The 25,525-nt window shown below is 57.9% G+C and carries 28 protein-coding genes and 1 tRNA gene; 20 read left to right on the forward strand and 9 right to left on the reverse strand.

Annotated elements, in window-relative coordinates; genetic code table 11:
- Window position 1 precedes the first annotated feature (1 nt).
- Window positions 2-1,147, forward strand: coding sequence for an LPS export ABC transporter periplasmic protein LptC (gene lptC, locus SynRS9902_RS07330; RefSeq protein ID WP_255446063.1), 1,146 nt, complete (start codon window positions 2-4; stop codon window positions 1,145-1,147).
- On the opposite strand, the gene SynRS9902_RS07335 is transcribed toward lptC, so the two are convergent.
- On the reverse strand, window positions 1,092-1,742 hold the full coding sequence (locus SynRS9902_RS07335) for a cofactor assembly of complex C subunit B (RefSeq protein ID WP_186508565.1): 651 nt from the start codon (window positions 1,740-1,742) through the stop codon (window positions 1,092-1,094). The two genes, lptC and SynRS9902_RS07335, sit on opposite strands and share 56 nt — an antisense overlap.
- Window positions 1,743-1,789: 47 nt before the next feature.
- On the opposite strand from SynRS9902_RS07335, the gene SynRS9902_RS07340 reads away from it, so the two are divergent.
- The 6 genes from SynRS9902_RS07340 (at window position 1,790) to SynRS9902_RS07365 (ending at window position 6,274) form a co-directional block, all read left to right on the forward strand.
- Window positions 1,790-2,212 (forward strand): hypothetical protein, encoded by a 423-nt coding sequence (locus tag SynRS9902_RS07340; RefSeq protein ID WP_255446064.1) that lies wholly within the window; start codon window positions 1,790-1,792, stop codon window positions 2,210-2,212.
- Between the two features lie 33 nt (window positions 2,213-2,245).
- Window positions 2,246-2,917: a photosystem II repair protein Psb32 gene (gene psb32 / locus SynRS9902_RS07345; RefSeq protein ID WP_186508569.1), complete on the forward strand. Its 672-nt coding sequence runs from the start codon at window positions 2,246-2,248 to the stop codon at window positions 2,915-2,917.
- A 27-nt stretch (window positions 2,918-2,944) separates the two neighbouring features.
- Window positions 2,945-4,093 carry a proton extrusion protein PcxA gene (gene pxcA / locus SynRS9902_RS07350; RefSeq protein ID WP_186508571.1) on the forward strand — a complete coding sequence of 383 codons (1,149 nt, stop codon included), beginning with the start codon at window positions 2,945-2,947 and terminating at the stop codon, window positions 4,091-4,093.
- Window positions 4,080-4,664 carry a bifunctional adenosylcobinamide kinase/adenosylcobinamide-phosphate guanylyltransferase gene (gene cobU / locus SynRS9902_RS07355; RefSeq protein WP_186508573.1) on the forward strand — a complete coding sequence of 195 codons (585 nt, stop codon included), beginning with the start codon at window positions 4,080-4,082 and terminating at the stop codon, window positions 4,662-4,664. The genes pxcA and cobU overlap by 14 nt, the downstream gene beginning before the upstream one ends.
- Window positions 4,661-5,152: a tRNA (cytidine(34)-2'-O)-methyltransferase gene (locus SynRS9902_RS07360; RefSeq protein ID WP_186508575.1), complete on the forward strand. Its 492-nt coding sequence runs from the start codon at window positions 4,661-4,663 to the stop codon at window positions 5,150-5,152. The genes cobU and SynRS9902_RS07360 overlap by 4 nt, the downstream gene beginning before the upstream one ends.
- Window positions 5,153-5,224: 72 nt before the next feature.
- Window positions 5,225-6,274: a M23 family metallopeptidase gene (locus tag SynRS9902_RS07365; RefSeq protein ID WP_186508576.1), complete on the forward strand. Its 1,050-nt coding sequence runs from the start codon at window positions 5,225-5,227 to the stop codon at window positions 6,272-6,274.
- 61 nt (window positions 6,275-6,335) lie between these two features.
- Here SynRS9902_RS07365 and SynRS9902_RS07370 read toward each other — a convergent pair.
- Window positions 6,336-6,409 (reverse strand) — tRNA-Met (locus SynRS9902_RS07370).
- Between the two features lie 47 nt (window positions 6,410-6,456).
- On the reverse strand, window positions 6,457-6,765 hold the full coding sequence (locus tag SynRS9902_RS07375) for a hypothetical protein (protein ID WP_186508578.1): 309 nt from the start codon (window positions 6,763-6,765) through the stop codon (window positions 6,457-6,459).
- A gap of 121 nt (window positions 6,766-6,886) precedes the next feature.
- Here SynRS9902_RS07375 and SynRS9902_RS07380 point away from each other — a divergent pair, with 121 nt between their 5' ends.
- Window positions 6,887-7,486 carry a peroxiredoxin gene (locus tag SynRS9902_RS07380; protein WP_186508581.1) on the forward strand — a complete coding sequence of 200 codons (600 nt, stop codon included), beginning with the start codon at window positions 6,887-6,889 and terminating at the stop codon, window positions 7,484-7,486.
- 43 nt (window positions 7,487-7,529) lie between these two features.
- Here SynRS9902_RS07380 and SynRS9902_RS07385 read toward each other — a convergent pair whose 3' ends face one another.
- Together SynRS9902_RS07385 and ftsH are read right to left on the reverse strand one after the other, a co-directional pair.
- Complete coding sequence (locus SynRS9902_RS07385) at window positions 7,530-10,274, reverse strand: UPF0182 family protein (protein ID WP_186508583.1); 2,745 nt, start codon at window positions 10,272-10,274, stop codon at window positions 7,530-7,532.
- A complete protein-coding gene (ftsH, locus tag SynRS9902_RS07390; protein WP_186508585.1) occupies window positions 10,271-12,070 on the reverse strand; it encodes an ATP-dependent zinc metalloprotease FtsH in 1,800 nt (599 codons plus the stop codon). The genes SynRS9902_RS07385 and ftsH overlap by 4 nt, the downstream gene beginning before the upstream one ends.
- Before the next feature lie 87 nt (window positions 12,071-12,157).
- Between ftsH and rpmF the strand changes: the two genes are divergently transcribed.
- Window positions 12,158-12,334 (forward strand): 50S ribosomal protein L32, encoded by a 177-nt coding sequence (gene rpmF, locus SynRS9902_RS07395; protein ID WP_006851068.1) that lies wholly within the window; start codon window positions 12,158-12,160, stop codon window positions 12,332-12,334.
- On the opposite strand, the gene SynRS9902_RS07400 is transcribed toward rpmF, so the two are convergent.
- Genes SynRS9902_RS07400 through SynRS9902_RS07410 form a run of 3 tightly spaced genes read right to left on the reverse strand, consistent with a single transcriptional unit; the run spans window position 12,298 to window position 14,352 of the window.
- Entirely contained in the window at window positions 12,298-13,275 is a 978-nt protein-coding gene (locus SynRS9902_RS07400; protein ID WP_186508587.1) for a phosphoribulokinase, read from the reverse strand. The genes rpmF and SynRS9902_RS07400 overlap by 37 nt on opposite strands.
- Window positions 13,265-13,576: a DUF565 domain-containing protein gene (locus SynRS9902_RS07405; protein ID WP_115082266.1), complete on the reverse strand. Its 312-nt coding sequence runs from the start codon at window positions 13,574-13,576 to the stop codon at window positions 13,265-13,267. The genes SynRS9902_RS07400 and SynRS9902_RS07405 overlap by 11 nt, the downstream gene beginning before the upstream one ends.
- Window positions 13,573-14,352: an HAD-IA family hydrolase gene (locus SynRS9902_RS07410; RefSeq protein WP_186508589.1), complete on the reverse strand. Its 780-nt coding sequence runs from the start codon at window positions 14,350-14,352 to the stop codon at window positions 13,573-13,575. The genes SynRS9902_RS07405 and SynRS9902_RS07410 overlap by 4 nt, the downstream gene beginning before the upstream one ends.
- A gap of 32 nt (window positions 14,353-14,384) precedes the next feature.
- Here SynRS9902_RS07410 and recJ point away from each other — a divergent pair, with 32 nt between their 5' ends.
- Window positions 14,385-16,283 carry a single-stranded-DNA-specific exonuclease RecJ gene (recJ, locus tag SynRS9902_RS07415; protein WP_186508591.1) on the forward strand — a complete coding sequence of 633 codons (1,899 nt, stop codon included), beginning with the start codon at window positions 14,385-14,387 and terminating at the stop codon, window positions 16,281-16,283.
- A gap of 10 nt (window positions 16,284-16,293) precedes the next feature.
- On the opposite strand, the gene psb30 is transcribed toward recJ, so the two are convergent.
- Entirely contained in the window at window positions 16,294-16,401 is a 108-nt protein-coding gene (psb30, locus tag SynRS9902_RS07420) for a photosystem II reaction center protein Ycf12/Psb30 (protein WP_025362280.1), read from the reverse strand.
- 108 nt (window positions 16,402-16,509) lie between these two features.
- Between psb30 and SynRS9902_RS07425 the strand changes: the two genes are divergently transcribed.
- From SynRS9902_RS07425 to SynRS9902_RS07470, 10 genes are all read left to right on the forward strand, one after another.
- Window positions 16,510-16,884, forward strand: a complete 375-nt coding sequence (locus SynRS9902_RS07425) for a YkgJ family cysteine cluster protein (protein WP_186508592.1) — start codon at window positions 16,510-16,512, stop codon at window positions 16,882-16,884.
- Window positions 16,874-17,206, forward strand: coding sequence for a TMEM165/GDT1 family protein (locus tag SynRS9902_RS07430; RefSeq protein ID WP_115009029.1), 333 nt, complete (start codon window positions 16,874-16,876; stop codon window positions 17,204-17,206). The genes SynRS9902_RS07425 and SynRS9902_RS07430 overlap by 11 nt, the downstream gene beginning before the upstream one ends.
- A gap of 2 nt (window positions 17,207-17,208) precedes the next feature.
- Window positions 17,209-17,526, forward strand: coding sequence for a TMEM165/GDT1 family protein (locus tag SynRS9902_RS07435; RefSeq protein ID WP_186508594.1), 318 nt, complete (start codon window positions 17,209-17,211; stop codon window positions 17,524-17,526).
- Between the two features lie 100 nt (window positions 17,527-17,626).
- The gene (locus SynRS9902_RS07440; RefSeq protein ID WP_186508596.1) at window positions 17,627-19,963 is read left to right on the forward strand and encodes an RNB domain-containing ribonuclease; all 2,337 of its coding nucleotides are present in this window, start codon (window positions 17,627-17,629) and stop codon (window positions 19,961-19,963) included.
- 3 nt (window positions 19,964-19,966) lie between these two features.
- A complete protein-coding gene (locus SynRS9902_RS07445) occupies window positions 19,967-20,575 on the forward strand; it encodes a flavin prenyltransferase UbiX (RefSeq protein ID WP_115132609.1) in 609 nt (202 codons plus the stop codon).
- A complete protein-coding gene (locus tag SynRS9902_RS07450) occupies window positions 20,572-21,057 on the forward strand; it encodes a hypothetical protein (protein WP_186508598.1) in 486 nt (161 codons plus the stop codon). The genes SynRS9902_RS07445 and SynRS9902_RS07450 overlap by 4 nt, the downstream gene beginning before the upstream one ends.
- A 45-nt stretch (window positions 21,058-21,102) precedes the next feature.
- Window positions 21,103-21,540 (forward strand): DUF2996 domain-containing protein, encoded by a 438-nt coding sequence (locus tag SynRS9902_RS07455; RefSeq protein ID WP_186508600.1) that lies wholly within the window; start codon window positions 21,103-21,105, stop codon window positions 21,538-21,540.
- Between the two features lie 66 nt (window positions 21,541-21,606).
- Complete coding sequence (gene acsF / locus SynRS9902_RS07460) at window positions 21,607-22,677, forward strand: magnesium-protoporphyrin IX monomethyl ester (oxidative) cyclase (protein WP_186508601.1); 1,071 nt, start codon at window positions 21,607-21,609, stop codon at window positions 22,675-22,677.
- A 410-nt stretch (window positions 22,678-23,087) separates the two neighbouring features.
- Window positions 23,088-23,246, forward strand: coding sequence for a hypothetical protein (locus tag SynRS9902_RS07465; RefSeq protein ID WP_186508603.1), 159 nt, complete (start codon window positions 23,088-23,090; stop codon window positions 23,244-23,246).
- Between the two features lie 1,675 nt (window positions 23,247-24,921).
- Window positions 24,922-25,191, forward strand: a complete 270-nt coding sequence (locus SynRS9902_RS07470; protein WP_186508605.1) for a hypothetical protein — start codon at window positions 24,922-24,924, stop codon at window positions 25,189-25,191.
- Window positions 25,192-25,525: the final 334 nt, after the last annotated feature.

The following is a 25,525-nucleotide window of genomic DNA, read 5'->3' on the forward strand; positions in this document are numbered from 1 at the left end:
CATGCTGGGTCACTTGTCACGGTGTGGTCTGGCAGCAGCCCTTGTGGCGAGTGCATGGCTCACCGGTTGCACAACGCGGCGACCGATTGCGCTTGAACCCACGCCGTCCTTTGTCTTCCGGTCGCTCGATTTGAGCCAGCGAGCCGACGATGGCAACCGTGACTGGGATCTCACCAGCCCCGAGGCGCGTTACGACCTGAGCAGTCGAACCATCCGTGCACGACGTCCCGAGGGCGTTCTCTATCTGAATGATCAACCGCATTTCAAGATCACCGCCGATCTCGCCACGGTGTTGCGGGATGGAGAGCTCGTCGTTCTTGAAGGATCGGTTCAGCTGCGGCAGTTGAACCAACGGGGGCTGACGATTGAGGGAGACAATCTGATTTGGACGCCATCGCAGTCGCGAATGGTGATCAATCAACGGCCGAAGGCCAACGATGGCAAGACGCAAATCCGCTCACGCGAGCTGGTGTTCCAGCAGGACACCGAGGTGCTGCAGTTCAAGGGCCCCACCCAGCTGAACCGTGTTGATGGCACCAATGCTGCTTCCACAGTGGTGCGGGGTGGACGTGGAACCTGGAATCTGAAGAGTGGTTTGTTTCAAGCGCCTGGTCCGGTGCAGGCCATCCGCAGCGATGGCCGCACGCTCAGTGCTTCAGGACTGGATGGCAACACCCGCAAGGGTTACCTCGACTTACAACAACCGGTCACGCTGGTGCTGGAAAGCGACCGCGGTCGGATCAATGCTGGCCAGACGCGTTGGCTGTTTTCAGCGGAGCAACTTGAATCCGATCAACCCATTCAGGCTGAGTTGAAAAACAGCAAGGTGCAGGGCAGGGGGTTCAAGCTTGATCAGCGCACTGGCACCGTGATCATTCCCAACGCCTGTCGCGTTGAGCAGACGTTGGAAACATTGACGGCCCGACGCTGCGCTTGGAACTGGCGCAGTGAACGGGTTGTGGCCGATGGCGATGTGGTTCTTCGGCGGACCAAACCGGAGCAGATCACGCGAGCCTCACGCATGGAGGCCAAGATTTCGGACGATGGTGCAATCCGCTTCGGCCAAGCCGGAGCGAGGGTTGAATCGACGATCAAGCTGAGTCCGGCGGCACAGGAGAAGCCTCGCCGGCCGCAAGTGTCGTTCTGAGCCGTTGGGTCCAGCCCTCAATCCATCGCTCATCGGAGCGGGAGAAACAACGGGGCGACCATCCCCCCACGATCACGGCCCCTTCCTTCCCCATCGGGCAAACAACGATGGCGGGAAGTGACGGCAGCATCGCGTCGAATTCCGCTCGGCCCGGAAAGAGCGTTGTGTTGACCAAGGAAATGGTTTGCTCACGCTCCATGGCCCGTTGGGTGATCGCTCCTGGCTCGAAAGCCTCCTGACTGATCAGGCCCCGACGCAGCACGACCTGATGGCGCCAGAACACGAGCACGGATGCAGCTGGCGTTGCCGTCAACAGCATGTGGCTGCCCCAGGCCAGCTCCTGTTGTTGGTTTTCGCTGAACTGATCCGCCATCAAAAGTCCCTGTTCCCCCTGCAACGGAACTTTCTCTGCTGACTTGGGGTTCGCCCGTGTCCACAGCACAGCCACCAGCATCAGGCCCACCGCTGCCATCCCCGCCAGAACTTCGGCCCGTTGAAAGTCCGGTGACACGGTCTGCGCTACCCCTGCATTGGTCACGGTCAGACCCAGCAATAGAAGCGCACAGATCAGAACAGCTCGGGCGGGACCTGGCATCAACAGAGGGTGCTGTCAGAACGCAATCATCCTGCTCAAATACGGACATGTGCGTCTCTGCCATGACGACTCCCGAGGCTTTTGCTGCTGTTGCCCTCGCCGCTGTTGCCTGTGATGGAAGGCTGGGACGGGATGAGGCCCATGCCCTGCGCCGTCAGCTGGAGAACCAATCGCTGTACAGCGATAGCTCTGAAGCGGCCATGGGTGAATTGTTTGACCGCCTGCTGTTGTTGTTGCGGGAGCGGGGCGTTCAGGGCTTGATCACCTCCGCCTTGCCTCAGCTCAATCGAATTCAGCAGCAGTCCGCCCTGGCTGTGGCAGCGCATCTGGTGCATGCCGACCGCAAGATCACAGCGGAGGAAACCGATCTCCTCGACCAGCTCACCCGTCAGATGACTTTGCCCGACATCGAAGCCCGCATGGTTATTGAGGCAATTGCAGCTTTGAACCGCGACATGCTGGACAGCTAACGGCAGACTGAGGCAGTCATGACGCTTGAAGGGATGCCCCGTTCCGCCCGACGCCTGTTGGCCAGCCTGCTCAGTTTCGGGGTCTGTCTTCTCCTCTGGACCCCAGCCAGTCTGGCGATCTCACCTGCTGCCCTGGGTGAAAGCCTGCCGGATGCGTTGGTGATCGACGATGCCGATGTGTTCAGCCGCGCCAGCCGTGGTGAATTGGAATCGAAATTACGCAGCTTTGAAGATCAACGGGTCGATGCCCGCCTGATCACGCTGCGGCGTTTGGATTACGGCATCACTTTGAACAGCTTCGGTGAGGAACTCCTCGAGACGTGGAGCTCACCCAGCGGCAATCCCTTGCTGCTGATGTTGATCGAAGCCTCGAACAAGCGTTCCGCCGTGGTGGCCAATCAGGAGCTGGAGGCACAGCTTCCTCCCAGCCTGCTGAAGAGCACCGCCCGTACAACTATGACTGTGCCCCTGAGGGAGGGCGATCGTTATCGCCAGGCATCCGTTGATGGACTCACCCGACTTTCAACCGTTCTCTCGGGTGGCGAGGATCCCGGCCCTCCGAAGGAGATCGAACGGGTCACCCTGCCCACCAACATTCCCACCAAGGCTGAAACCGCTGAAAGCGATGCCACCAAGTGGGTGATCATCCTGTTGGTGCTTGGAACCATCATTCCGATGGCCACCTGGTGGGTGTTCTCGCGCTGATGACCCGACTGCGATGAGCCGACTGCAATGAGCCGCCGTAACTGGATCAACCTGTTCAGCAACAGCCAAGCGATCGAGCTCTCCAGTGATCTTGAGCGTGGCTACGAGGCGGCTCTGCTCATCCAAAGCCTGGAGTTGGAGTACTACGGCGATCGGCAGATCCGGCCGGAGCTGAAGCTCTCCGTCCCGCGCTCTGTTCAGGCCACGATTCTTCGCCGCTTCAAAACGGCGCTGGCCATCTGCCGCAATTCAGCAGCAACTCTCTCGAAACAACGGGGCCAACTGGATTCCCAGGAGTTGCGTCAACTTCAACTGATTGAATCCGTCGTGAGCCGCTATGGATCGCGACGATCCAGCAGTTCGCCGTCGATCAGCCGCTCACCGGATGCCCTCCCCCGGTCGCTTCTGGGTGTCTTCGACAGCATTCGCCTCCTGTTGGATCCCTCAACGGAAGACAGCGTCGTGGCGGGGTATCGACGCCGGCGGGACAGCACGCTGATTTCCCTGAGGGTTCTGCTTCTGCTCGTTCTGGTTCCCCTTCTTGTTCAGCAGATTGCTGGCACCTATCTGATCTCGCCTGCGGTGAATCAGTTTTCCCCCGAACTCCCTTTCCTGAGCTACCCCAAGCCTCAGCTGGAAGAGAAGGCGGCTGAAAAACTTCGGCTCTACAAGCAAGAACTGGAATTCGATGCCTTCCTCAAAGGCGTGCAGCCCCTTGATGATGGTGCGCTGCGCGACAAGCTCACCGAAAAGGCGACTGAGCTCAAGCACGATGCCGATGAGGAAAGTCTCAAGGCGATCAAGAATGTGTTTGCGGATCTGGCGGGTCTGATCGCTTTCGCCGTGATGTGTTTTCTGAGCCGCGATGAACTGCGTGTTCTGCGTGGATTTGTTGATGAGGCGGTTTACGGGCTGAGTGATTCAGCCAAGGCCTTCGCCATCATCCTGTTCACCGACATCTTCGTTGGTTACCACAGCCCGGAAGGTTGGCAGGTCTTGCTGGAAGGGATTGCCGAGCATTTCGGTCTTCCCTCCAGCCAAAGTTTCGTCAACCTCTTCATCGCGACATTCCCGGTGGTTTTGGCGACGATCTTCAAGTATTGGATTTTTAGGTACCTCAACCGTGTGTCTCCGTCTTCCGTCGCGACGCTGAAGGGAATGAATGGCAGTGGTTGACCCCTCCTCCACAGTGGAGCCCCCCGTTGCCGACCAGGCCAGCAGGCTGATCCTGGTGAGTGGGCCAACCCGCAGTGGGAAGAGCCGTTGGGCTGAGCACCTGTTGAAACACCACCCCGTTGTCACCTACATCGCCACGGCGGCTGCCCGGCCGGATGACCGTGATTGGCAAAAGCGTTTGGAGGCCCACCGGCAGCGTCGGCCCGACCATTGGAGCGTTTCTGAATGTGGGGCAGAGCTGGTGAGCGTGATCAACGGCCTGGCTCCCGGGCAATCTGTTCTGATTGATGCCCTCGGTGGCTTTGTTGCCCACCACCTGGATCTCACTGCCCAGGAGTGGGATCACCTCTGTGAACAGCTGATCGCCTCGATCAGGGCATCGCACTGCACGTTTGTTCTGGTGATCGAAGAGACAGGCTGGGGCGTCGTTCCCCCAACACGCATCGGAGGCTTGTTCCGTGATCGTCTCGGAACCCTCGCGCAGGCACTTGACCCCGTTGCTGACGCTGCCTGGCTCGTTCTCCAGGGTCGTGCACTTGATCTTCATGCCCTTGGCCAGGTGGTGCCATGACTGAGATCGCCCCCCTGCGGATTGCCCTGTTCGAACCTCAGATCCCTCCGAACACCGGCAACATCGCCCGCACCTCGGCGGCCTTCAGGGTGCCGTTGACCCTGATTGAACCCCTCGGCTTCAAGGTGGATGATCGGAGCGTTCGTCGTGCCGGTCTTGATTACTGGCCCCACGTTCAGCTTTCCATCGCTTCGAACTTTGCCGAGTTCCAAGCTGAGCTTCGTCCTGAGCAGAGGTTGATCGGCTGCAGCCGCCGTGGTGGTTCATCGCTCTCCTCATTCACGTTTCAACAGGGAGATGTTCTGCTGTTTGGGCGGGAAGACACGGGGCTAACAGAACCAGTTCGTGAAGCCTGCGACAGCATCCTCACAATCCCCATGCCTGGAGCTGCTGATGACGCAGGCCAGGGAGGTGTTCGCAGCCTCAACCTTTCCGTGGCCTGCGCCTTGGTGACCTACGTGGCTGGACAACAGTTGCGGTTGTGGTGATCCCACCACTGCTCCAAACCCCCTTGCACGGGGATGTTCGGCTCGTTACCGTCAACGCGTCTCAGTGGTTTCATGCGCGCAACGCTTGCTCTGGCAGCTGCTGTAACCCCTGTTCTGTCCCTGGGTCTGTGGAGTTCTCTGCCCGGGATTGCCGATAACGCCACTTTTGATCTTGCCGAGCTGCCCCCTCTGCCAGCTCTCTCCCCGAACAATCACGTTGCTGTTGTCAGCAAAGTTGAATCCAGCAGTCAGGTCTGGTTCCAAGTTGTTCGTGCCACGTCCCTGCGGCGTTATGCCGAACTGTTGAAGCTTGATCGTGAGCAGCTGGCCTCGTTGAACAACGTGCCAAGCTCCCACGTTTTTGAAAAAGAGAGTTGGCTTTCCCTGCCGGACTCTGCACGGGTTGTTGCCGTGACGTTGTCGTCACTCAACCGCTCCAGTGAACGTCAGACGCTTCCGTTGGTTGCCCCACCTCCGCTTCGCGCAACGGCCAAAATCAAGACCGGAGATTCTCTGGCGTCATTCCTCAAACGCCACGGCGTGACGCAACAGCAGCTGTTGAGTTGGAATCCAGGCCTTCAGCTCACTGCTTTGACGATTGGCCAGGAACTGCAGATCGCTGAAGCCACTTCGGGTCAGTCGCTCCTGGCTGTACGCCCCCTCAGCAGTGGAGGTGCTGCATGGCCTGAGCGCCCCCTGTCGTCTTCAGCCGATCAGCCCGACAGCCTGAAGCCGCCGATTGTTGGTTACCAGTGGCCCACCAAGGGGGTTTTCACCTCCGGTTATGGCTGGCGCTGGGGACGCATGCACAAAGGCATTGATATCGCCAACAACACTGGCACGCCCGTTGTTGCGGCCCGTGATGGGATCGTTTCATTTTCCGGCTGGAGAGGCGCCTACGGCTATCTGGTTGAAATCGCCCACAGTGATGGCGAATTCACGCGTTATGCCCACAACAGCCGTCTTTTGGTCAAAAAAGGGCAGATTGTTCCCCGTGGGTCTCGCATTTCACTGATGGGAAGCACCGGACGTAGCACCGGACCTCACCTTCACTTTGAAATCCGTCGTGCCGGTGGCGCTGCTCTCAATCCCCTGGTGAAACTACCGGCACGCAAGGCCTGAATCAGGCATGTTCGAACCCAACAAGGGTTCGAACGAGCTGATCAACAGCAAGATCAATGAATGTCAGAGGGGAGACTTGAACTCCCGACCTCAGGGTTATGAATCCTGTGCTCTAACCAGCTGAGCTACTCTGACGCAGGCCCTTCAGGCCAGTGCCCATAATACATCTCAGGGGTTCAGCCTCAGCGCATGTCGATGGCATTGAGGCGATCGCGGAAGGATTTCGGTTGATCGTCCTTGGTGAGTGGGGCTGCCGTCTCAACAACAGGTGTTGGAGCTGGAGCCGGGGCCGGCTCGATGCTCCGCGTTGCCGTTGAACGTCGGGTTGCGCCGCGATTCCCGCCCAGAGTCTTCAGCTGACCAGTGCGCTGGTCTCGATCCAGGGGTTTCTTGCGCAGATCGCCCTTCAGCTGGTTCAACAGACGGAAATGTCCGGTGGAACTGAACTTGCGGAGGAGCGCAGGATCCCAGCTCGTGAGTTGGTCAGTCATCAACTGAGTTTATGGCGACGGATGGCTAGGGTCGTGATAGGTTCAATCCTGAAACTGGAAGTCGAATCGACTACGTGTTACGTCGTCTGCGGCCTTCAGCTCACTCATTCACCTCCCGAACATGACCGACACCGGTTGCTTGCGTGTGGGCCATCAAGCCCCCGATTTCACTGCCACTGCAGTGGTGGACCAGGAATTCAAGGAAATCTCCCTGTCCCAGTACCGCGGCAAGTATGTGGTGCTGTTCTTCTACCCCCTCGATTTCACCTTCGTCTGCCCGACGGAAATCACCGCATTCAGCGATCGCTACACCGACTTCTCGAGCAAGAACTGCGAGATCCTCGGTGTGTCCGTCGACAGCAAGTTCAGCCACTTGGCCTGGATTCAGACCCCCCGTAACCAGGGTGGCATCGGTGATATCAACTACCCCCTCGTTGCCGACCTGAACAAGGAAATCGGCAATGCTTTCAACATCCTCGATGACGAAGGCAAGGCACTGCGTGGCCTGTACTTGATCGACCCCGACGGTGTGATCGTTCATGCCACCATCAACAACCTGCCTGTCGGCCGCAACGTGGATGAAACCCTGCGCTTGCTGCAGGCCTTCCAGTACGTGCAGTCCAACCCCGACGAGGTTTGCCCCGCCAACTGGACTCCTGGCGCCGCCACCATGCTGGAAGATCCCAAGGGTTCCAAGGAGTACTTCTCCGCCATCGGCTGATCGTTCGATCATCCCTATCGGTTACTTCGTTTTGCCCTGCCCGTCAAACGGGTGGGGCTTTTTTCATGAGTTGATCCAAAGCAAGATTGAGGTCGCGGTCCATGGCAACCAATCGGCCGTCACTCACAACAATCCTGGCCAGAGACGGCAGCCCCACCTTCTTGGTGCGCAGATACACCGGTTCCACATAGAGAAGTCCGGAGCCCACGGGAAGCACAAGAAGATTTCCCTGCAGGAGTTCCAGATCCTCCTGATCCCATAGACCGAACTGCTCGCTCACATCTGGATCCTGATGGATCAGAGCCTGAACCTGTTCCGGCCCGGGAATGTATTTGTCTTTGGGAAAGTCGATCAGTTTCAGTTCACCGTAGTGATCGCCATCATTCCGAGCCACCAACCACGCCGTGAGATTCGGTCTTGACAAAGGGGTCAGTGGTTGGAGCAGCAGAAATTCAGAGTTGTCGTTGCTTTGAAGCTGAGCCGTGATGTGATACGGAGCAACATCAACTTTGCGGCCGCCGTAGATCTCGCTTGGCACCTGCCAAACATCATCACCATTGTAGAAAATTCTGGGATTCGAAACGTGGTAACGCTTCAATTGGTTGACCTGAGCATTGAAGAAGTCCTCAGGAACTCTGCGGTGATCAAGAAAAGGCTTTGGCATTGCCTCCATCGGCTCCATCAAGCCTGGAAAAGCCTGAGCCCAGGCCATCACGATTGGATCCTCAGGCTCCGAGATGAAAAACCGAATGCTGCCGTTGTAGGCATCAACGATGGCCTTCACTGAGTTTCTTAAATAGCGATCGGGATCATCTGCTGATACCGCTGCGCTGTAGGGCAGGGTTGAACTGTGGGTGTAACCCTCGACAACCCAATACTGATTCTGGCTGCGTTGTTCTGAAGTTGCCTTGGTGGTGTTGGAGCTGTCTTGCTCAGGGTTTGGAATGGAGATCAGGTAGGGCTCACCACGAAAATCAATGAAGGGAGCGATGGCCTTAACCCGACTGCGCACATCACGCCGGATCAAAAGTTTGGAATCAGCATTGATCGTTGTGGTGATCAGCAGTCGAGGGTCACGCAGATAAACAGCCGCTGCGAATCGCTGAAGCCAGGATCCAATCGGTACTCCGCCAGAACCCTGATAGTGCGTCATCACATTGATGTCGCCTTCGGGGTAGTCGAATTCTTCAATCTGCGTTGGAGCGATGGCATAGGGCGAAGGAAGCATCCCGTAATAGATCGCTGCATCACCAACGGGGATAGCCTTCTGCACCTCCGATCGTTCAATACCCAGTCCAGGATTTCCCGCAATGACTGTTTCTGGGCCAAGACCTTTAATGAAATACGAGGGAAGGCCATCACTGCTTCGGTCATTCACCGGGCTGACGGTGAATCCATAGCCGTGGGTGAAGATGAAGTGACGGTTCTGCCAGGTTTTGGATTGACGCGGTAACGCGGATTGATCCAATTCGCGGGCCGAGAGGATCACTTGCTGCGATGAATCGCTGTTTTCATTCAGCGGGTAGCGATCAACAGCTGCATTGGAAAAGCGGTAGTAAACCCTCAGTTGCTGCAGTTGCCGGTTGGCTTCCAGCAGAGGGCTGCTGTCCCAGAGACGCACATTCTCGAGCGTGCTAACACCTTGTTCGCGATCAGCGGCACTGAACCTTGTCGGGTCGACGACCTGACTCTTGATCTGATCCAACTGGAAGCCCCATTGCGTGGCCTCAATGGCGTTGTTCAGATAGCGCTCTTGCAGTGCAAATTCCCTTGGCCGCACCACCAGCCAGCGCGTTAACGGAGTTGCCACCGTTTCCAACACCACAAGAGACACCAAGACCAGTGCAAGGCCCTGACGGAGGCGTCGCCGGCACGGGACAAGCAGTGCACATGCGATCAGCACCAATAGCAGTGTTGCGAAGCCGCGCAACGGAAGGGTCATGTGGGCTTGGAGCCAGCCCGCCCCTGCCACAAGGCCGTGTTGGGTCCACAGCAGCTGATGCCTCGATAACCACACCTGCCCCGCCGCTCCGAACAGCAGAAGCGCCGAAAGCAACCTGATCAGTTGGATCTGCCGCGCAGAGAAGGCTGGACTGGCCCAGTCAGAAATCGATTTTGAGCTCGCCAGCACCCGCCAGAGCTCAAAGGCGAGGGTGAACGCGGCAGCCAAGAGCAGCAGGTCCAGGGCCAGATGCAATCCGGCAAAACGCCCCAAGCCGAAGCTCAGATCCGCTCCCAGCAAGGGGTCTCTCGTGGATTCATCGGGAATCCATAGCGCCAGCGACCAGATGCCCCACGCCCGGCTGACGACAGCCACCAGCGAACCCGCCACGATCCGAGCCAGCCACAGCCTCAACCGCGGCCAGGCCATCGCAAGCCCTATCGCCACTGCCTGAACGAGTCCTGCAGCTGAGCTGATGCGGTGCTGGAGACCCGCAACTGGCTGCCATTCCCCAAGCTGAAACGGATCGCGGATGGCCAACGCCAACAGATCCAGCGTGAGCAATGCACTGATCAGCACCGCACCACCACTGATCAACAGCGTGAATCCGAAGGACCATCCGGTCAGGCTCATCGCCTTGGATGCACTCGACCTGGGTTGCCTGAATTGCCTCGACCAGGCCTGGGCTGCCAGCAGCGGCAGCATCGCCACACCCGCGAAGAGAAGTTGCAGAAGCCAGCGCTTAAGGAGAACGTTGCTCGAGGCGAACTGATCGAACCAGAGCCACTCGATCTGCATCCGGGCTGCAACAACAACCAGCGGCAGCAGAAGGAGGAGGCGTCTCATGGGAGGCCAGCGATGTCTCTGAATCGATCACCGTTGATCGTTTCCTCGGCAATCAAAACGTCCACCAGTTGATCCATCAACTCACGGCGAGGCTCAAGCAGGGCGATGGCCTGCGCCAGAGCACTCTTGGCGAGCTGGCGGATTTGTGCGTCAATGGCCTTACCAGTGGATTCGGCGTATCCCGGCCGTTGGTTGAACCAATCGCGCCCCAGAAAAACCTCCGTACCAGGACCCTCGAGGGCCATCGGTCCGAGGCTGGAAAAGCCAAAGCGCGTCACCATCTCCCGTGCGAGTTGCGACACCATCTGGAGATCTCCACTGGCTCCCTGGGTGATCTCGAGCGACCCGAAAACAACTTGCTCAGCTGCTCGTCCCCCCAGGGCCACCACCAGATCAGCGAGGCAGGAGGAGCGGGTGATCAACCCGGAATCAAGCACCTCCTCGTCAGGCATGAAGCGGGTGTAACCACCGGCCCCTCCCCGGGGAAGAATCGTGACCTTGTCCACCGCGTTGGCCGCTGGAAGAAGACTGGCCACCAGGGCATGACCCACCTCGTGATAGGCGATGAGCCGTTTTTTGGCGCTGTCCTGCAAGGGACGGTTGCTCAGCCCCATGGTGATCCGCTCCAAGGCCCCCTCCAGCTGGAACTGACCGATGCGGAGCATGTTCTGACGGGCCGTGAGGATGGCCGCTTCGTTGAGTAGATTGGCGAGGTCAGCCCCGGAAAAACCCGGAGTGCGGCTCGCCCAATCCGATAGCGAAACCGCGTCATCGAGGGGGCGAGTTCTCGCATGAACGGCGAGAATTGCCTCGCGACCTCGGCGATCGGGAAGGCCCACATCAATGCGCCGGTCGAAGCGTCCTGGACGCAACAGTGCGGCGTCGAGCACGTCGGCACGGTTTGTGGCCGCCAGCAGAATCACACCGGAGTTCTCCTCAAAGCCGTCCATCTCTGTCAGGAGTTGGTTGAGGGTCTGCTCCCGTTCATCGTTGCCGCCACCGATACCAGCACCCCGCTGGCGACCCACAGCGTCAATTTCGTCAATAAAAACGATGCAGGGGGACTTTTCCTTGGCTTGGCGGAACAGATCGCGAACCCTGCTCGCACCAACACCAACGAACAGCTCAACAAACTCAGAGGCCGCGATGGAGAAGAACGGCACGCCCGCCTCGCCTGCAATCGCCTTGGCAAGAAGCGTTTTCCCGGTTCCAGGGGGGCCGACAAGCAGCACTCCCCGCGGAATCTTGGCGCCCAGGCGGATGAAGGCCTCGGGCTGCTTGAGAAAGGTGACCACCTCCTCAAGTTCCAGCCGCGCATCGTTGATGCCGGCAACATCCTCAAAACGAAGCTGAAGGTCTTCCTGGGGTTTCAACCGAGGTTGACTACGCCCAAAGCCAAGAGCTCTGTTCGCCATTTGGGCTGAACGCTTCAACAGAAACGACAGGCCGACCACCACCAGCAGAACCAACATCAGGGTTCCCGCCAGTTCGCGTCCTGCTTGTTCGCGGCGGATGTCAACAACCGTCAAGGGCGTGCCGGAGCTTTCAGCGGCCCGAAGAATTTGGTTGTCGTTGGCGAAAACAGGAACGATGACCCGTCGGCCATCGTTGTATTGGACTCTTACCTCCCGACGACCGGGCACAAGATCCAACTGTTTGATCTCTTTCGCGTCGATATCTCTCAGCAGGGTGGAGTAACTCACCGTGTCCTGCTTCGTCCAAAAACCCTGAATCGAAGAAGGTTGAGCCTTCTGAGGGGCCGCGGAACCACTGGAGTCGTCCGAACCTGGTGCCACGTCTTCATTGCGCTGCACGGAGCCTAGCGATTTGACGCAAGGGGGTTCCAAACGAGACAATCTCGGTTTGGAAATTCACCAGGCGCAATGGCCGTCCCGAAGAAGAAAACATCCAAGGCCAAGCGCAACCAGCGCAGCGCCACCTGGAAGGCCAAGGCAGCCGTTGCCGCCCAGCGCGCCATGTCCATCGGCAAGTCTGTGCTGAGTGGCCGCGCCCAGGGTTTTGTTTATCCGGTGAGTGAGTCCGAAGACGGCGAATCCTGAGTCGAACTCGGGAGGTGGATCCGCCGCAGAGTTCGATCCGGATCCACCTCCACAACAACATCCGCTCGCATGGTGTGAAAACTGCTCGATGGCAGCGAGCAGATAATCATGCGGATAAAACGATGCAAGTCGGCATTCGGTAGTGACGCACCGCGTTCCGCTTCAAGGGTGGCTTCCTGTTGGCGCTTCCATCGCCAAGGCGCGTTGAAGTCGGTTGCTCGCAGTTGCCAGAGTTGATCGAAACACCTCCAGGTGGGTTCGTAGTGGGCGAGCACGGGTTGCAGCTTCAGGCGCCACTCCAACTCCTGCGCCGTTAGGGGGCTCTCGAGATGGGGCTCATCCGCAGTTGCGTCGGCATTTGGGCTGCAGCCCACAAACCAACCCTCAAAAATCAGCAAGTCGGCATCGCAACGGCGCCAACCGCTTCGATCTCCTCGGCCATGGCGTTTGGCTTTGTCGAAGCAGGGCATCAGAACGTTCTCACCCTGTCGCCATGTCTGAAGACACTCCTGCAGGAGCTCCAGGTCATGGCTGCCAGGAAGCGCGCGAGGCACACCCCAGGGGTTGCCCTGCATCGCCGCATCAAGCCGTTCGGCCTCGAAATAAAAGTCATCGAGCGAAACCACCTGGATCGAGAGGTGAAGTGCCCGTGCGGCAGCTTCAATCCACTGCCCAAGGGTGGTTTTCCCGCAACCTGGCAAAGCACTGAATCCGAGCAGTCGGCGTTGTCCCTGCCATTGCTGGCCCAGGTTCAGAAGCGGCAGACCAACAGACCAGAGCCAATCCGGTGTCGCCTGAGGATGCCAGTGATCGATGGCGACCCGATGCCACCCAGAGTTGCGCTGCAGTGCAGACCAACTCTGAAGGTCGCCCAACTCGAGATGCTGCAGCAACCGCTGCTGATCCTTGCTGGGGATGACGCGGTGGCCCTCAGGATCCAACTTTGAACGCCTCCAGAACAACGGCGTAAACGAATCCAAGACGGAGGTTGTCCAGCCAGGGAAGACGACGGCGCCCAAGAACCATTAATTCACAGGCGATGAGGGCATAGAACGCTGTGTACGTCCTGAGTTCAACAGCATCCAGGATGTAGACGGGAAGGTTGCTGCCGATGAAAAATCCGAACAGCAGCAGCAGCAACGAAGCGCTGCGACGCCACCAGGGGCCAGACCAGGACCGCCGGATCCCAGCGCCCCACGCGTTCTGAAGCCCCGCCAGACGTGTGCGCTGGATTGAGCTCATCGATCCGGCACCGACAGCAGGGACACCAGATACTTCAGCGTTACTGCTCCCTCCTGGCAAGAGGCACCGGAAAGCACGGTTGCTGGCTGTCCAGGGTCCCCCAGGTGATTCAACACCGCAGCAGCCTCGCCTCCGGACTCACGCAGAGCATCGGCATCCCAGGGGGAAGGGGTCAGAAGACAACGCAGACCTGCAGCTCTTGCCGCCGAAAGACCTGCCGCAGAATCTTCGATGGCAAGGCTGGCAGCACTGTTGGCCCCACTGCGTTCGAGAGCGAGTCGGTAGCCGTCCGGTGCTGGCTTTCCCGAAGCAACGTCATCCGATGTCACCACCCCATCGAAGCTGGGGATTTGCTTCTGGATCTGTTCCAGCAGAGCCATCACCGAGGCCGATCCGCTGGAGGTGACGATCCACTGCTGCACGCCGGCCCTGTTCAACTCCTGCAAAAGCCTCTTCACTCCGGGACGGAGATGCACATGCCCTTGGCGGACCCGTTCCAGGTAATGGACGCGTTTGCGATCACGCACCTGGTCCAGTTGGTTCTGGCTGAGATGCACCCCACATGTTTCAGCGTGGAGTTTCACCCTGCGCAGCCCGCCAGGAATCGCCAGCAGCCTGTTGTAGAGCGATTCATCCCAAACAAAGGGAAGATCCAGTTCCTGGAAGGCCAGGTTGAAGGCCGGTCGATGACCGTCCATTTCCGTGTCGGCCAAGGTGCCATCCACATCCCAGAAGACCGCTGAAAGCCTGTTCACCTTGAGGAGCAGCAACGGCACAATGCTGGGACATCACCGCCTGTTGCATTCCCTTGCCGGCTGTTCCGCTGCATTGGTCCTGGTCCCTTCCAGCCGTGGTGGAACCATCGCCATTGCAAGGGCTTGATTTGCCGCTGTCGCTGCGCTGTGTGCTGCGGCGCAGGGGATTCAGCTCAACATCCGAGGCCGAGAGTTTTCTCTCCCCTGGTGATCTACCGCCCACACGTGATCATTTCCCCGATCTCGAGCAGGCCTGTACGCGCTTGGTAGCGGCCTGCCGTTCCCGTGAACGCGTCGCCATCTGTGGTGATTACGACGCCGATGGGATGACCAGCACTGCGTTGTTACTGCGGGCGTTGGCCCCGTTGGGTGCTGAGCCGGAACCCGCTATTCCCTCGCGGATGGAGGAGGGATATGGCCTCAATCCCGCCATGGTGCAGCGGCTCTACGACGATGGCGTGCGATTACTGGTCACCGTTGATAACGGTGTTGCCGCGAGGGAAGCCCTCGAACTGGCCGCAAGTTTGTCGATGCAGGTGATCGTGACCGATCACCACACGATCCCGGCGCAACGGCCGCCCATGACTGCGCTCATTCATCCGGCCACCACCCCGGAGGACTCGCCTTACCGCGGACTCGCCGGTGTGGGGCTGGCCTATGTGCTGGCCCATGCCGTTGCCGATGTGCTGAACAAACCAGAAGCGATCCGCGTGGCCCGGGATCTGTTTTGCATCGGCACGGTGGCCGATATGGCTCCTCTGGTGGGGGCCAACCGCAGTTGGTTGCTGGAGGGGCTGAACCATCTGCATCGCTCCGAGTGCAAGGGCGTGCAAGCGCTTCAGCGCCTGGCGGGTCTCGGGGAACGTGCGCTGACGGCCGAAGACATCGGGTTTCAGCTTGCACCGCGCATCAATGCAGTGGGCCGCCTTGGGGAACCGAGGCTTGTGGTGGATCTGCTCACGGCTGAAGATCCCGATTCAGCCATGGCCCTCGCACGCCGTTGTGATGATTACAACCGCCAGCGACGGGATCTCTGCGACGCGATTGAAGCGGAGGCCGTGGCGCTGGTGGAAGCGGAGTCCAGTGACGCTCTCCCCTCATTCCTGCTGTTGGCGCAAAGCCACTGGCACCACGGGGTGATTGGCATTGTTGCTGCGCGGCTGATGGAGCGCTATCACCGCCCCACCGCTCTTCTGGCCGGTGATGGAGATGGAAGTCTGCGGGCTTCGGTACGGGGACCCATCGGCTTCGCGGTGGATCGTGCCCTCTCCAATTGCAGTAATCTACTGACCCGCTTTGGAGGCCATCCCGCTGCCGGGGGGTTCACCGTTAAAGCGGAATTCGTGCATGCCCTGCATGAGCGCCTCTGCGCCGAAGCCGATGGCTGGTTGATGACCCAGGCCCAGGGGCGTCCTGTGCAGCCTGACGCTCTGCTGCAGTTGAAAGATGTGAACTGGGATCTGTGGCGCCACCTGCAATCCCTGGCCCCCTTCGGCATCGGTCATCCCAAACCCCTGTTCTGGTCGCGGGGGGTGAGCGTCGAGGATCGGCGCGATCTCAAAGGAGGACATCTGGCCCTGACGCTGCGCCAGGGTGAAAATGAGCGTCGCGCCATCGCCTGGCGATGGGATCCAGCGGCGCCTGTTCCCGCATGCTGTGACGTGGCTTACAGCATTTCGATCAACCGTTGGCAGGGTGAACAGCGTCTTCAGCTGGAGCTCAAAGCCATCCGTGCCCATACGGCGTTGGTGTTGATCGACCGCGGCTCACGGCAGTACACCGCCCAATTAACGGAAACCTCAGGTCTGAAGCTCACCAATGGCAAGGGTGAGACGCTTCAGGCGAGCATTCAACAAGAACAATCCCTCACCAGCGACAACGATCTGGCGAGGGATCAGCGGGTGATTCAGTTGATCGAGGAAGCCTGCCTTGGGTTGGGGCTACGTCCTTAAAACGAGGCGATCAGAGTGCGCCGCGGCGGTAGAAGAGGATGAAGATGACAGCGGGACCGGCAATGGTGATCATCGCCAGGGCGGCAAAGTTGGCGATCAGGTGAATGTCAAAGCCCATGGCGATGCAGCGCTGTCCAAAATCGTTACGCCTCCCAGGCTACGAGGCTCTGTCCCAAGAGCGACGGATTGGTTCTGATCTCTGTGATGGCTTGTCACAGCTTCAATCATGAGCCGAGAGACGCCGCAATGGACCTGCATCAAACACTGTGGGGCCTGTTGCCGACTCGCTCCGGAGGAACGGGCTGATGCCCTGGCAGCCTTGGACGAAGAGCAACAACGCACCTATCTGGCCATGGTTGGCCCTGATGGCTGGTGCATCCACTACGACACGGGCAGTCAGCGCTGCAGGATTTATGAGGAGCGTCCTGATTTCTGTCGTGTCAGTGGTCTGGGCCGTCTTTTTGACGTTCCCGATGATCAGTTCGATGCCTTCGCCATCACCTGTTGCCAACAACAGATCCGCAGCACCTATGGCGGCCGCAGTGGCGTGATGCGTAGGTTCAAGCGCGCTCAGACCGCAGGAGGTTCTGTTGACGAGTGAGCAAACAAGCCCTGAGTCGCGCAGTTTTGCTGCCGTGTTGTTCAGCACCTTCACCACAGTGTTTGTGGCTGAACTGGGCGACAAAACCCAGTTGGCAACGCTGTTGCTCTCGGCCCAGTCCGGCTCTCCTGTTCTGGTGTTCATCGGTGCCGCGCTGGCATTGATTTCATCCAGCCTTGTGGGCGTTCTCGTCGGTCAATGGTTGGCCAAAACCCTTCCGCCTGAGCGTCTTGAACTGATGGCTGGGGTGCTGATGGTGGCGCTCGGCATCTGGCTCGGTCTTCAGGCCGCCAGCTCCCTTTGGCTCAATGCAGCGAGCTGACGATGGATTTTCCCCTTCTGATCTCCACGTTCTTGACCGTGTTCCTTGCCGAACTCGGTGACAAGACCCAACTGGCCACCGTTGCCATCAGTGGCACGTCCAATCGCCCCCTGGCCGTGTTTCTCGGCTCATCATCGGCGTTGGTTCTGGCCAGTTTGCTGGGGGCCTTCGCCGGTGGTTCCGTTGCAACCGTGATTCCCAGCGATCTGCTTCAACTGCTGGCTTCCGTTGGTTTCCTCGTGATCGGTGGCCGCTTGCTGGTTCCTCTCGTCCGTGATGGTGAAGCCAACTCGGACGGGGATCCAACTTCTGAGTCCTAAAGTGATCTTTGAAGGGCTGACTCTGCACGGCCTGCTGAAGAGCGTCGACCACCCCTTCCCTCTCTCCCGGCCCTGATGGTCGGTTTCTGCGCACGCCACGATGAAATTTACGGTTGCCGATCTGCTGGATCAGCTCTCAACGGGGCACTCCTCTGAGCCCGACCAACTGGCCAAGATCCTCAAGCTCAGCAACAAGACGGATAAAGCGGCGCTTGAGCTTGCCGTTTCATCACTGATGAAAATCGGTGTGATCGAAAAGACCAGTGAGGGTGGTCTCACACGGCCCCAGGAGAGTGATCTGATTGATGCTCGCCTGCGTTGCAGCAGCAAAGGCTTCTGCTTCGCCATTCGCGACGACGGCGGCGAGGACATCTACATCCGTGACCATCAGCTGAACCACGCCTGGAATGGCGATCGTGTGCTGGTGCGGGTGACGCGGGAGGGCGGACGCCGCCGCTCTCCTGAAGGAGGTGTGCAATGCATCCTGGAACGGGCCACGCAATCTCTCCTGGCTCAGGTGGAGCAGCAGAGCGACCAGCTGCTCGCCTCCCCCTTGGACGACAGAGTGCTTGCCGGCATTGAGCTGCTAGCAGAGGATTCCAAGCATCTGCCCGGTGATGAGGTCTCCAGCGTTGTCGAGGTGCGCATCGATCGCTACCCCGTGGCCCAGCATCCTGCGGCCGGCCACGTTGTGCGATCTCTCCCGCTCAATGGCGGACCAGCAGCCGACCGGGACCTGCTGCTGACCAAGGTTGGTCTCCAGGACCGTCCAACGGCACCCAGGAGCTCTGGCAAAACCCCTGCGTCCAAAGGACGGGTCGACCTCACCGCACAACCGTCGCTGCTGCTCAAAGGATGGAGTCAGGACGATGCACCGGGGTTACCTGCCGTGCACGTTGAAGCCAGGGACGGCGGTTGTCGCCTCTGGGTCCATGCGCCCAGCGTGGGCGAGCGGATCGGTCTGGGCAACAGCCTCGATGCCTGCCTGCGCGACCGCGGTGAAGCCCTTTGCCTCGGTGAAGTCTGGCAACCTCTTCTCACTCCGGCCCTCCAAAAGGCCACCAGCTTCTCGGCCGGGTCCGAGGCTGATGCCATCAGCGTTCGGCTCGACGTCTCTGCCAACGGTGAGGTGAGCGACTGGGAGTTCATGCTCAGCACGGTGCGCCCCGTCGCCGAGGTGAGCGCCGATCAGTTGGTCGCCCTTGCGGAACGCAAACCCAAGGCGCGCAGCGTCCCGACCGCCCTCAAGCCGATCAAAGACCAACTCGGTCAGCTGGAGACCCTGCGCTTCTGCAGCACGCTGTTGTTGGAGCAGGAGCGTGCCAACGGGCTTGTGCAGCTCGATCTCTGCCCTCCACAGCTGGAGGCCCTTGGTGACCTCTGCAGCGCAGATCCCTCCGGGTTGCGGCATCGCTGGGTTGATGCGTTCAACCCTGTCGACCCCCATGCGTTCCTTCAGCCTCTGTTGAGGGCCGCCGACCGTGCGTGGACCGCACAACGACTCGAGCTCCAACTGCCGGGCATCACCGTTGAGGCGGATGAACCCGATGGCAGCGTGCTCACCGATGTGGCAAAGACAGCCATTGCCCTGGATCTTCCCCTTGAACTGGATGACGACGGCTGTCCATCAGCTTCGGAGCTGGTTCAGGTGTTCAAAGACAGCAGTCAGCGCCGGGTGCTGGAACAACAACTCAGTCACGCCCTGCCACCTCTCACCCTTGTGGCATCTACAGAGGCCCCCCCTGCGGCAGCAGATTCCGATGGGGACGAGGTTGCTGCGACATGCCGGAACAGCTCACTGACGCCATGGACCTGTGCCACCCAGCACTACGCCCACCTGGTGAATCAACAGGTGATCGTTGCGCTGCTGACCGATGCCAAGGATCGTCCAACCGTCCGTCACAAGACGCGTCTGAAGCTTGGCCTCAAGGGTGCCGGTGCTGATCTCACGTGGCCCCTGTTCACCGCATCCCAGGACGAGAAGTTGAACGGATTGGTGAACGAGCGCACCGTGCAGCGGCTCAACACACGACGGCGTCAGGTGTTGGAACTGGAAAAGGATCTGCTGTCGATGATCCAGGCCCGTTCAGCCCAACCCCTGATCGGCGAACAGGTGGAAGGGCGCATCAGTGGTGTGCAGAGCTATGGCTTTTTCGTGGAAGTTGGTGAAAGTCGCGTTGAAGGACTGGTGCATGTGAGCTCCCTCAACGATGACTGGTACGAATACAGATCACGCCAGAATCGCTTGGTCGGGCGCAAGAACCGTCAGACCTATCAACTTGGCGACGCCGTACAGGTGCGCGTGATCAATGTGGATGTTCTGCGCAACCAGATCGACCTTGAGGTCATCAGCCAGGGTTCCAATGGCTCCACGGAACCTGAATCCTCAGCGCCTGAATCCTCGGAGCCGCTGCCCGTTGCCCTCAGCGAGCGCTGAGTGATGCATCCCTACGTTCTGGCAGTCACCGGTGCATCCGCTCAACCCCTGGCCGAGCGTGCCCTACAGCTGCTGCTGCAGCGCGGGCGCTCGGTGCATCTTGTGCTCAGCCATGGTGCCCATGAGGTGTTTCGTGCGGAACAGGGCCTGACGATCCCTGTTGATCCCCTGAAACAACGTGCGTTCTGGCGAGAGAGGCTATCGGTGGAGAGTGGCGAGCTCACCTGTCATCGCTGGAATGATCAGGCTGCCTGCATTGCCAGTGGCAGCTACAGAACCCGGGCGATGGTCATCGTTCCCTGCAGCATGGGAACCGTCGGGCGGATCCATGCCGGTATCGCCGCAGATCTGATCGAACGTTGTGCGGATGTGCATCTCAAGGAGCGTCGGCCCCTGGTGATTGCTCCACGGGAGATGCCTTTCAACCTGATTCACCTCCGCAACCTCACCGGCCTCGCTGAAGCTGGAGCCACCATTGCCGCTCCCATTCCAGCCTGGTATACCCGGCCCGATTCCTTGGAGGAGATGGTGGACTTTCTGGTGGTGCGCCTGTTCGACGGCCTGGAGGAGGACCTTGCACCCCTGAAGCGCTGGCAGGGCCCCCTGGAATGAGCATGTTTCAGCGGCTGCTGCTGATTCCCTGCCTGGCGCCACTGCTGGCGTTGCTGGTTCTTTCGGCCACGAATGTCGGAGACAAGACCCGGATCCGTCTGCTGGTTTGGACAACACCTCCGCTCCCCGTTGGGGCGTGGACAGCGCTGGCTGGCGTTGGTGGTGCGGCCGGAGCCGCTGTTGCAGCGGTTTTGGTCTCCCCAGTGGAGCGTCCTCTGAGTCGCCAGAGGCGTTCCCCTGTTCAACCGGAGTTTGAGGAGAGGGGTTACACCGACTACGAACCGACACCCAGATCCAGCACAAACCCAGGCCCCGAACGAGATGTGAGAGAACCGGCTCCAACGGTGTCTGTGGCCTACCGCGTGATTCAACGTTCTTCGTCAGTCCCCCCGCAGTCAGACGCTTCATCAGGCACTTCAGCCGTGGGCTCTCCTTCTCAGGAGTTCACTGATTGGGGAGATGATCCGGAGGCGAACTGGTAAGCAGCGCACCAAGCTGCTTACAGTTGCTCCAGCAATGCTGGATCGGTGAGCGAAACCCCAGTCGAGAAGCAGTCTTCAGGTCAAGAGGCCCCTGCCAAAGCGGCGCCGAAAGCGAAGCCGCCCAAGCCGGAGGACAAGCCCTTCCCTGAATTCATCGACACACTGTTTTTGCCGGCAGTCGCGAAACAGTTGGCCGAACATGACATCACCGCTGATCGGCTCGAGCGCGTGGATGGGCAGCGTCCCGTCGTCGGTGGTGAATGTCCAATGGTGGTTGGTGAGCTTCCAGGGGGCCGCCGCTTCTGGGTCTGCTTCTCCAAGGCCGACATAAATAGTTCCAAAGTGATTGCTCTTGCTGATGCCGGCAGCGAGCCAACGCTGCTGGAGAGCTTTCTGATCGATGAGAAGCGGATGTCTTTGCCCCTGCTCGTTTCCCGTCTCTTGCAACGGCTCAACGGCCAAAAGTGGCTGGGAGGTAACTAACCGCCCGCATCGGCCTCGAGGGTTGGGCTGGCACGCCTACATTGGCAGGATCGTGAACCGCATCTGATGGTCCCTCCCACCGCCGTGGCCGAAGGCAGCGCTGTAGCCATCAAGGATCCTGTCAAGGACACAATCCTGACCCCTCGCTTCTACACCACCGATTTCGAAGCGATGGCGGCAATGGACCTTCAGCCCAATGAGGCTGAACTGGAAGCCATCTGTGAAGAGTTCAGGAAGGATTACAACCGCCACCACTTCGTTCGTAATGAGGAGTTCGAGGGTGCTGCGGACAAGCTGGATCCTGAAACCCGCAAGGTGTTCATCGAATTCCTTGAGCAGAGCTGCACATCGGAATTTTCAGGATTCCTGCTCTACAAGGAACTGAGCCGCCGCATTAAGGCGAAGAACCCCCTTCTGGCCGAGTGCTTTGCTCACATGGCTCGGGATGAAGCTCGCCACGCCGGCTTCCTCAACAAGTCGATGAGTGATTTCGGCATGCAGCTGGATCTCGGCTTCCTGACCGCGAACAAGGACTACACGTTCTTCAAACCGAAATTCATCTTCTACGCCACCTACCTGTCTGAAAAGATCGGCTACTGGCGTTACATCGCCATTTACCGCCACCTCGAAAAGAACCCCGACAGCAAGATCTTCCCAATCTTCAACTTCTTTGAGAACTGGTGTCAGGACGAAAACCGTCATGGTGATTTCTTTGATGCCCTGATGAAGGCCCAACCGGACACTGTTCGTGGCCCCATCGCCAAACTCTGGTGCCGCTTCTTCCTGCTGGCGGTGTTCGCCACCATGTACGTGCGCGACGTGGCTCGCAAGGAGTTCTACGAGGCTCTCGGATTGGACGCTCGCACCTACGACAAGATGGTGATCGAGAAGACCAACGAAACGTCTGCGCGCGTTTTCCCCGTTGTTCTTGATGTGAACAACGACAAGTTCTGGACACGCCTCGAACGGCTGGTGTCCAACAACGCCGCATTGGAAAAGGCTGATGCCAGCGATGCCATCGCTCCTCTGAAAGTGCTCCGCAAGCTGCCCTTCTGGATCGGAAATGGTGCCGAAATGGCCAAGCTGTTCCTGATGCCAGCGATCGACAGCGATCGTTTCCAGCCAGCTGTGCGCTGAGGGGACTCCCCCGGCCCAATCGAGGAGATTTCTTGACCAACGCCTTTTCGAATCAGTGGCAAGGACTCTTGGAGTTTTTGCTGAACTGCAGCATATCTTTACGATCCAGTGGTGGCAGGCGATCTCAGCATTCTGTCATTTCGGAATATGCACCGAGCTATCCACTGGAAAGAGAGACCTCTTGTGTCGGAAGTGAACGACCGAGGACAGAGTCACGGATCAATGAAAGAGCTCACCAAACCATCACGGCATAACCAGTTGAGGGATACAGCAGACGCCGGAAATCACCTCATTGAGGGATGTGCTCACCCCGTCGCTGCAGGGATGGTGAATGCAGTTGCAAACCACTTATGGCTATGTGTGCGCCGGGACATTTCTCCATCAACCCCGATGACCACGAAGGGAGAGAGATGGTCACAACAGTTCGGAGTGCCCATGACGGAGAGGAGCTGAACGTTGAGTTCAAGGCGACGATTCACATGGAAATGTCGGCCTTTCAGAAGCTCGCCAAAAAGCGATTCAAGGGTGTGTATTGGCTGAGCGAGAAGCCAGTGGATGTGGAGGACTGACCAACAGACCGTCTACACCGTGGTGAGGGCTCGCTGACCCAACTTCACGCCTTTGCTTTTGGCTTGCCAACGTAATTGTTCGGATCGAGACGGAGCCCTTGCTGACGATCGCAGGGGCTCTTTTTCTTTGACGAACGGAACCACCGGCAAGTGCCAAGCGATGGTGATTCCGTTGCTCTTGCCCGGTGCAAAACAAGAGCTCCTCTGTCGTAACCCTGCATCGACAGAGCAGAGCGCATCAGCCATTACCAATGCGTATACCTAAGGAATTACCCAAGCAAGAAAAAGCCCGTAATAGTTTGTAGGTATCAGACAAAACATTTACCTCACTTTCTGTAACCCCTGTTACTTCTGAAAAGAGATTTATACCGATATCAATAACTTTATGGACAAAGTTTCACACGTCGCCAGTATTTATCCAACGGATATTTTCCGATGCTGACCACAAAGACAAGGCTGAAACTTCAAGGCATCTTGACTCGTTTATCTAAAAATGAGATTGTCAGCCTTGACGAAAGGATTCTCGTTCAGAAGTATGCAGACAGGAATTCGACTGTTTGGCATTGGTTGCGTAAAGCGAGATCGATCCAAGCAAAGGGGAACCTAGAGCAGAGTTCGATGGGTGGTTTCATGCAGCAGATGAATCTGCCAGGGCAAACAAGCGAGGATCATTTCAACGGGTCAAAAGATGACATTGGTGAATGGTTTCGGGGATCACCACAATGGGTTCGTAGAAGCTGATTTTCAGGTCGAGGCAAAAGGGTTGGTGTTTTGCACAGACCTTGGCGTGAAAAGTCGTCGGCACCGTGCATGAGAAATGGAGGTGCGTCCCTGGGATCGCGAGGTGGCTCTTCCTTCCCTTTGTTCCTCAGGGTGACAACAGTGCCGTTACGGCCATCGGACCCTTGCTGGCCTCCATTCTACCCGGTCCTGAGCGTTCCTCCGTGGAATGGTCACATCCACAAGCAGACACCCAGTGAGTGACTGCAATGGATCTGCATTGTCCACAGTTGTGCGCCGCGCCGATCCATTCTCAACAAGCCCGCTGAATCCACACCTGGTGGGTCACGGAAGAAAGAAGATCCACCCCCTGGCAGGCCTCAAGCCACACATTCCGGACACCCCCATGGGGTCGTTTGTGTCTTTGCACCCTCGACATATGACCTAACAAAATTATGTCAGAAATTTTTTGTTCTACTATTGAGCTTTTCAAGAACGAGCCAAGCAATAAAAGAACCTATATAGACGCAAGCAATTAGCAGATTGTTCAGTGGAAAAAAGATATCCCAGATAACAGACACTGCTACTGTTATTAGCCCTGACCATCCAAAACCAGAAAGCCAGTCCATTATCAGGACACAGCCCCTAAAGGGTCATCAAACTCATTAATTAAAGAAAGAGCCTCCTCAGCAAGTTCCTTGGAGAGAAGGAGTTCAGACCTTGTCTTCAACCAATTAATAGTGTGAAGGGCCTCTAACCTTGGAGCCTCATCAACAGTAAACATCTTAAGATTACTTTCCCAGGCAGACATGATAAATAAAGAATAAGGTTCCAGAAACTATCTGAGACACCCTTGGATTTCTGTTGCCTAGATAACCATTGCCAAAGGGTAATAGGCGTCACGTATCTCCAATAGCCATGAGGCCTATCCTTCATGTAGCACAACTTAGCAGCAATGAATTCACATGAATCAGATACCTACTCAAGAGCACTAAAACTGTTCACAGCATCGGTGATAAAACCTGACCATGATTTACGGAAACTAGCAAGTGACTATCATTGTTATGAGGAGTTAATGGAGATCAGATACCATTGCCTGACCTACCTACAAAGCCTGAAAGAAATTCATGAAATAGATTCTCCTGATGAAAGTGACGAACTTGAAGCAGAAAAAATAGGTCTTGAAAAAGCAGCTGCTACTGGAGACCTCTTAATAAGCCAATGAACAATGCAATCACTCCAATAGAAAAATTGTTGACGGCTCAAATATGGGAAAAAATCAGGCTGTCTTATTTTAAGTCAAAAGGCAATGAAGACAAGGTAATTGAGCTTACCAAGAAGCTGAAGGTCATCAAGAAAGAAATAGAAGATGTCAACTGGGAAAAATGATTACACAGAACTTTCCATATAACAGTAAACATCATCAATAGTTCAGACTAGCTGCTGGCGTTGAGTCCATGCCTTTGCGATCAACCATTTTCATAAGGGCAAACCTTTGTTTCATCTATTAGTTTTTCTGAGTCAATAAGGTCGAGTCCAGCTGCATTGTCATCGCCGAG

The sequence above is a fragment of the Synechococcus sp. RS9902 genome, from assembly GCF_014279635.1.
Classification (GTDB): Bacteria; Cyanobacteriota; Cyanobacteriia; order PCC-6307; family Cyanobiaceae; genus Parasynechococcus.

Excerpts from the sequence above, each read along its gene's own strand:
- lptC (WP_255446063.1), top strand. The coding sequence starts at position 2 with ATGCTGGGTCACTTGTCACGGTGTGGTCTGGCAGCAGCCCTTGTGGCG.
- SynRS9902_RS07335 (WP_186508565.1), bottom strand. The coding sequence starts at position 1,742 with ATGCCAGGTCCCGCCCGAGCTGTTCTGATCTGTGCGCTTCTATTGCTG.
- SynRS9902_RS07340 (WP_255446064.1), top strand. The coding sequence starts at position 1,790 with ATGTGCGTCTCTGCCATGACGACTCCCGAGGCTTTTGCTGCTGTTGCC.
- psb32 (WP_186508569.1), top strand. The coding sequence starts at position 2,246 with ATGCCCCGTTCCGCCCGACGCCTGTTGGCCAGCCTGCTCAGTTTCGGG.
- pxcA (WP_186508571.1), top strand. The coding sequence starts at position 2,945 with ATGAGCCGCCGTAACTGGATCAACCTGTTCAGCAACAGCCAAGCGATC.
- cobU (WP_186508573.1), top strand. The coding sequence starts at position 4,080 with ATGGCAGTGGTTGACCCCTCCTCCACAGTGGAGCCCCCCGTTGCCGAC.
- SynRS9902_RS07360 (WP_186508575.1), top strand. The coding sequence starts at position 4,661 with ATGACTGAGATCGCCCCCCTGCGGATTGCCCTGTTCGAACCTCAGATC.
- SynRS9902_RS07365 (WP_186508576.1), top strand. The coding sequence starts at position 5,225 with ATGCGCGCAACGCTTGCTCTGGCAGCTGCTGTAACCCCTGTTCTGTCC.
- SynRS9902_RS07375 (WP_186508578.1), bottom strand. The coding sequence starts at position 6,765 with ATGACTGACCAACTCACGAGCTGGGATCCTGCGCTCCTCCGCAAGTTC.
- SynRS9902_RS07380 (WP_186508581.1), top strand. The coding sequence starts at position 6,887 with ATGACCGACACCGGTTGCTTGCGTGTGGGCCATCAAGCCCCCGATTTC.
- SynRS9902_RS07385 (WP_186508583.1), bottom strand. The coding sequence starts at position 10,274 with ATGAGACGCCTCCTCCTTCTGCTGCCGCTGGTTGTTGTTGCAGCCCGG.
- rpmF (WP_006851068.1), top strand. The coding sequence starts at position 12,158 with ATGGCCGTCCCGAAGAAGAAAACATCCAAGGCCAAGCGCAACCAGCGC.
- SynRS9902_RS07405 (WP_115082266.1), bottom strand. The coding sequence starts at position 13,576 with ATGAGCTCAATCCAGCGCACACGTCTGGCGGGGCTTCAGAACGCGTGG.
- psb30 (WP_025362280.1), bottom strand. The coding sequence starts at position 16,401 with ATGGGCTTTGACATTCACCTGATCGCCAACTTTGCCGCCCTGGCGATG.
- SynRS9902_RS07425 (WP_186508592.1), top strand. The coding sequence starts at position 16,510 with ATGAGCCGAGAGACGCCGCAATGGACCTGCATCAAACACTGTGGGGCC.
- SynRS9902_RS07435 (WP_186508594.1), top strand. The coding sequence starts at position 17,209 with ATGGATTTTCCCCTTCTGATCTCCACGTTCTTGACCGTGTTCCTTGCC.
- SynRS9902_RS07440 (WP_186508596.1), top strand. The coding sequence starts at position 17,627 with ATGAAATTTACGGTTGCCGATCTGCTGGATCAGCTCTCAACGGGGCAC.
- SynRS9902_RS07445 (WP_115132609.1), top strand. The coding sequence starts at position 19,967 with ATGCATCCCTACGTTCTGGCAGTCACCGGTGCATCCGCTCAACCCCTG.
- SynRS9902_RS07450 (WP_186508598.1), top strand. The coding sequence starts at position 20,572 with ATGAGCATGTTTCAGCGGCTGCTGCTGATTCCCTGCCTGGCGCCACTG.
- acsF (WP_186508601.1), top strand. The coding sequence starts at position 21,607 with ATGGTCCCTCCCACCGCCGTGGCCGAAGGCAGCGCTGTAGCCATCAAG.
- SynRS9902_RS07465 (WP_186508603.1), top strand. The coding sequence starts at position 23,088 with ATGGTCACAACAGTTCGGAGTGCCCATGACGGAGAGGAGCTGAACGTT.
- SynRS9902_RS07470 (WP_186508605.1), top strand. The coding sequence starts at position 24,922 with ATGAATTCACATGAATCAGATACCTACTCAAGAGCACTAAAACTGTTC.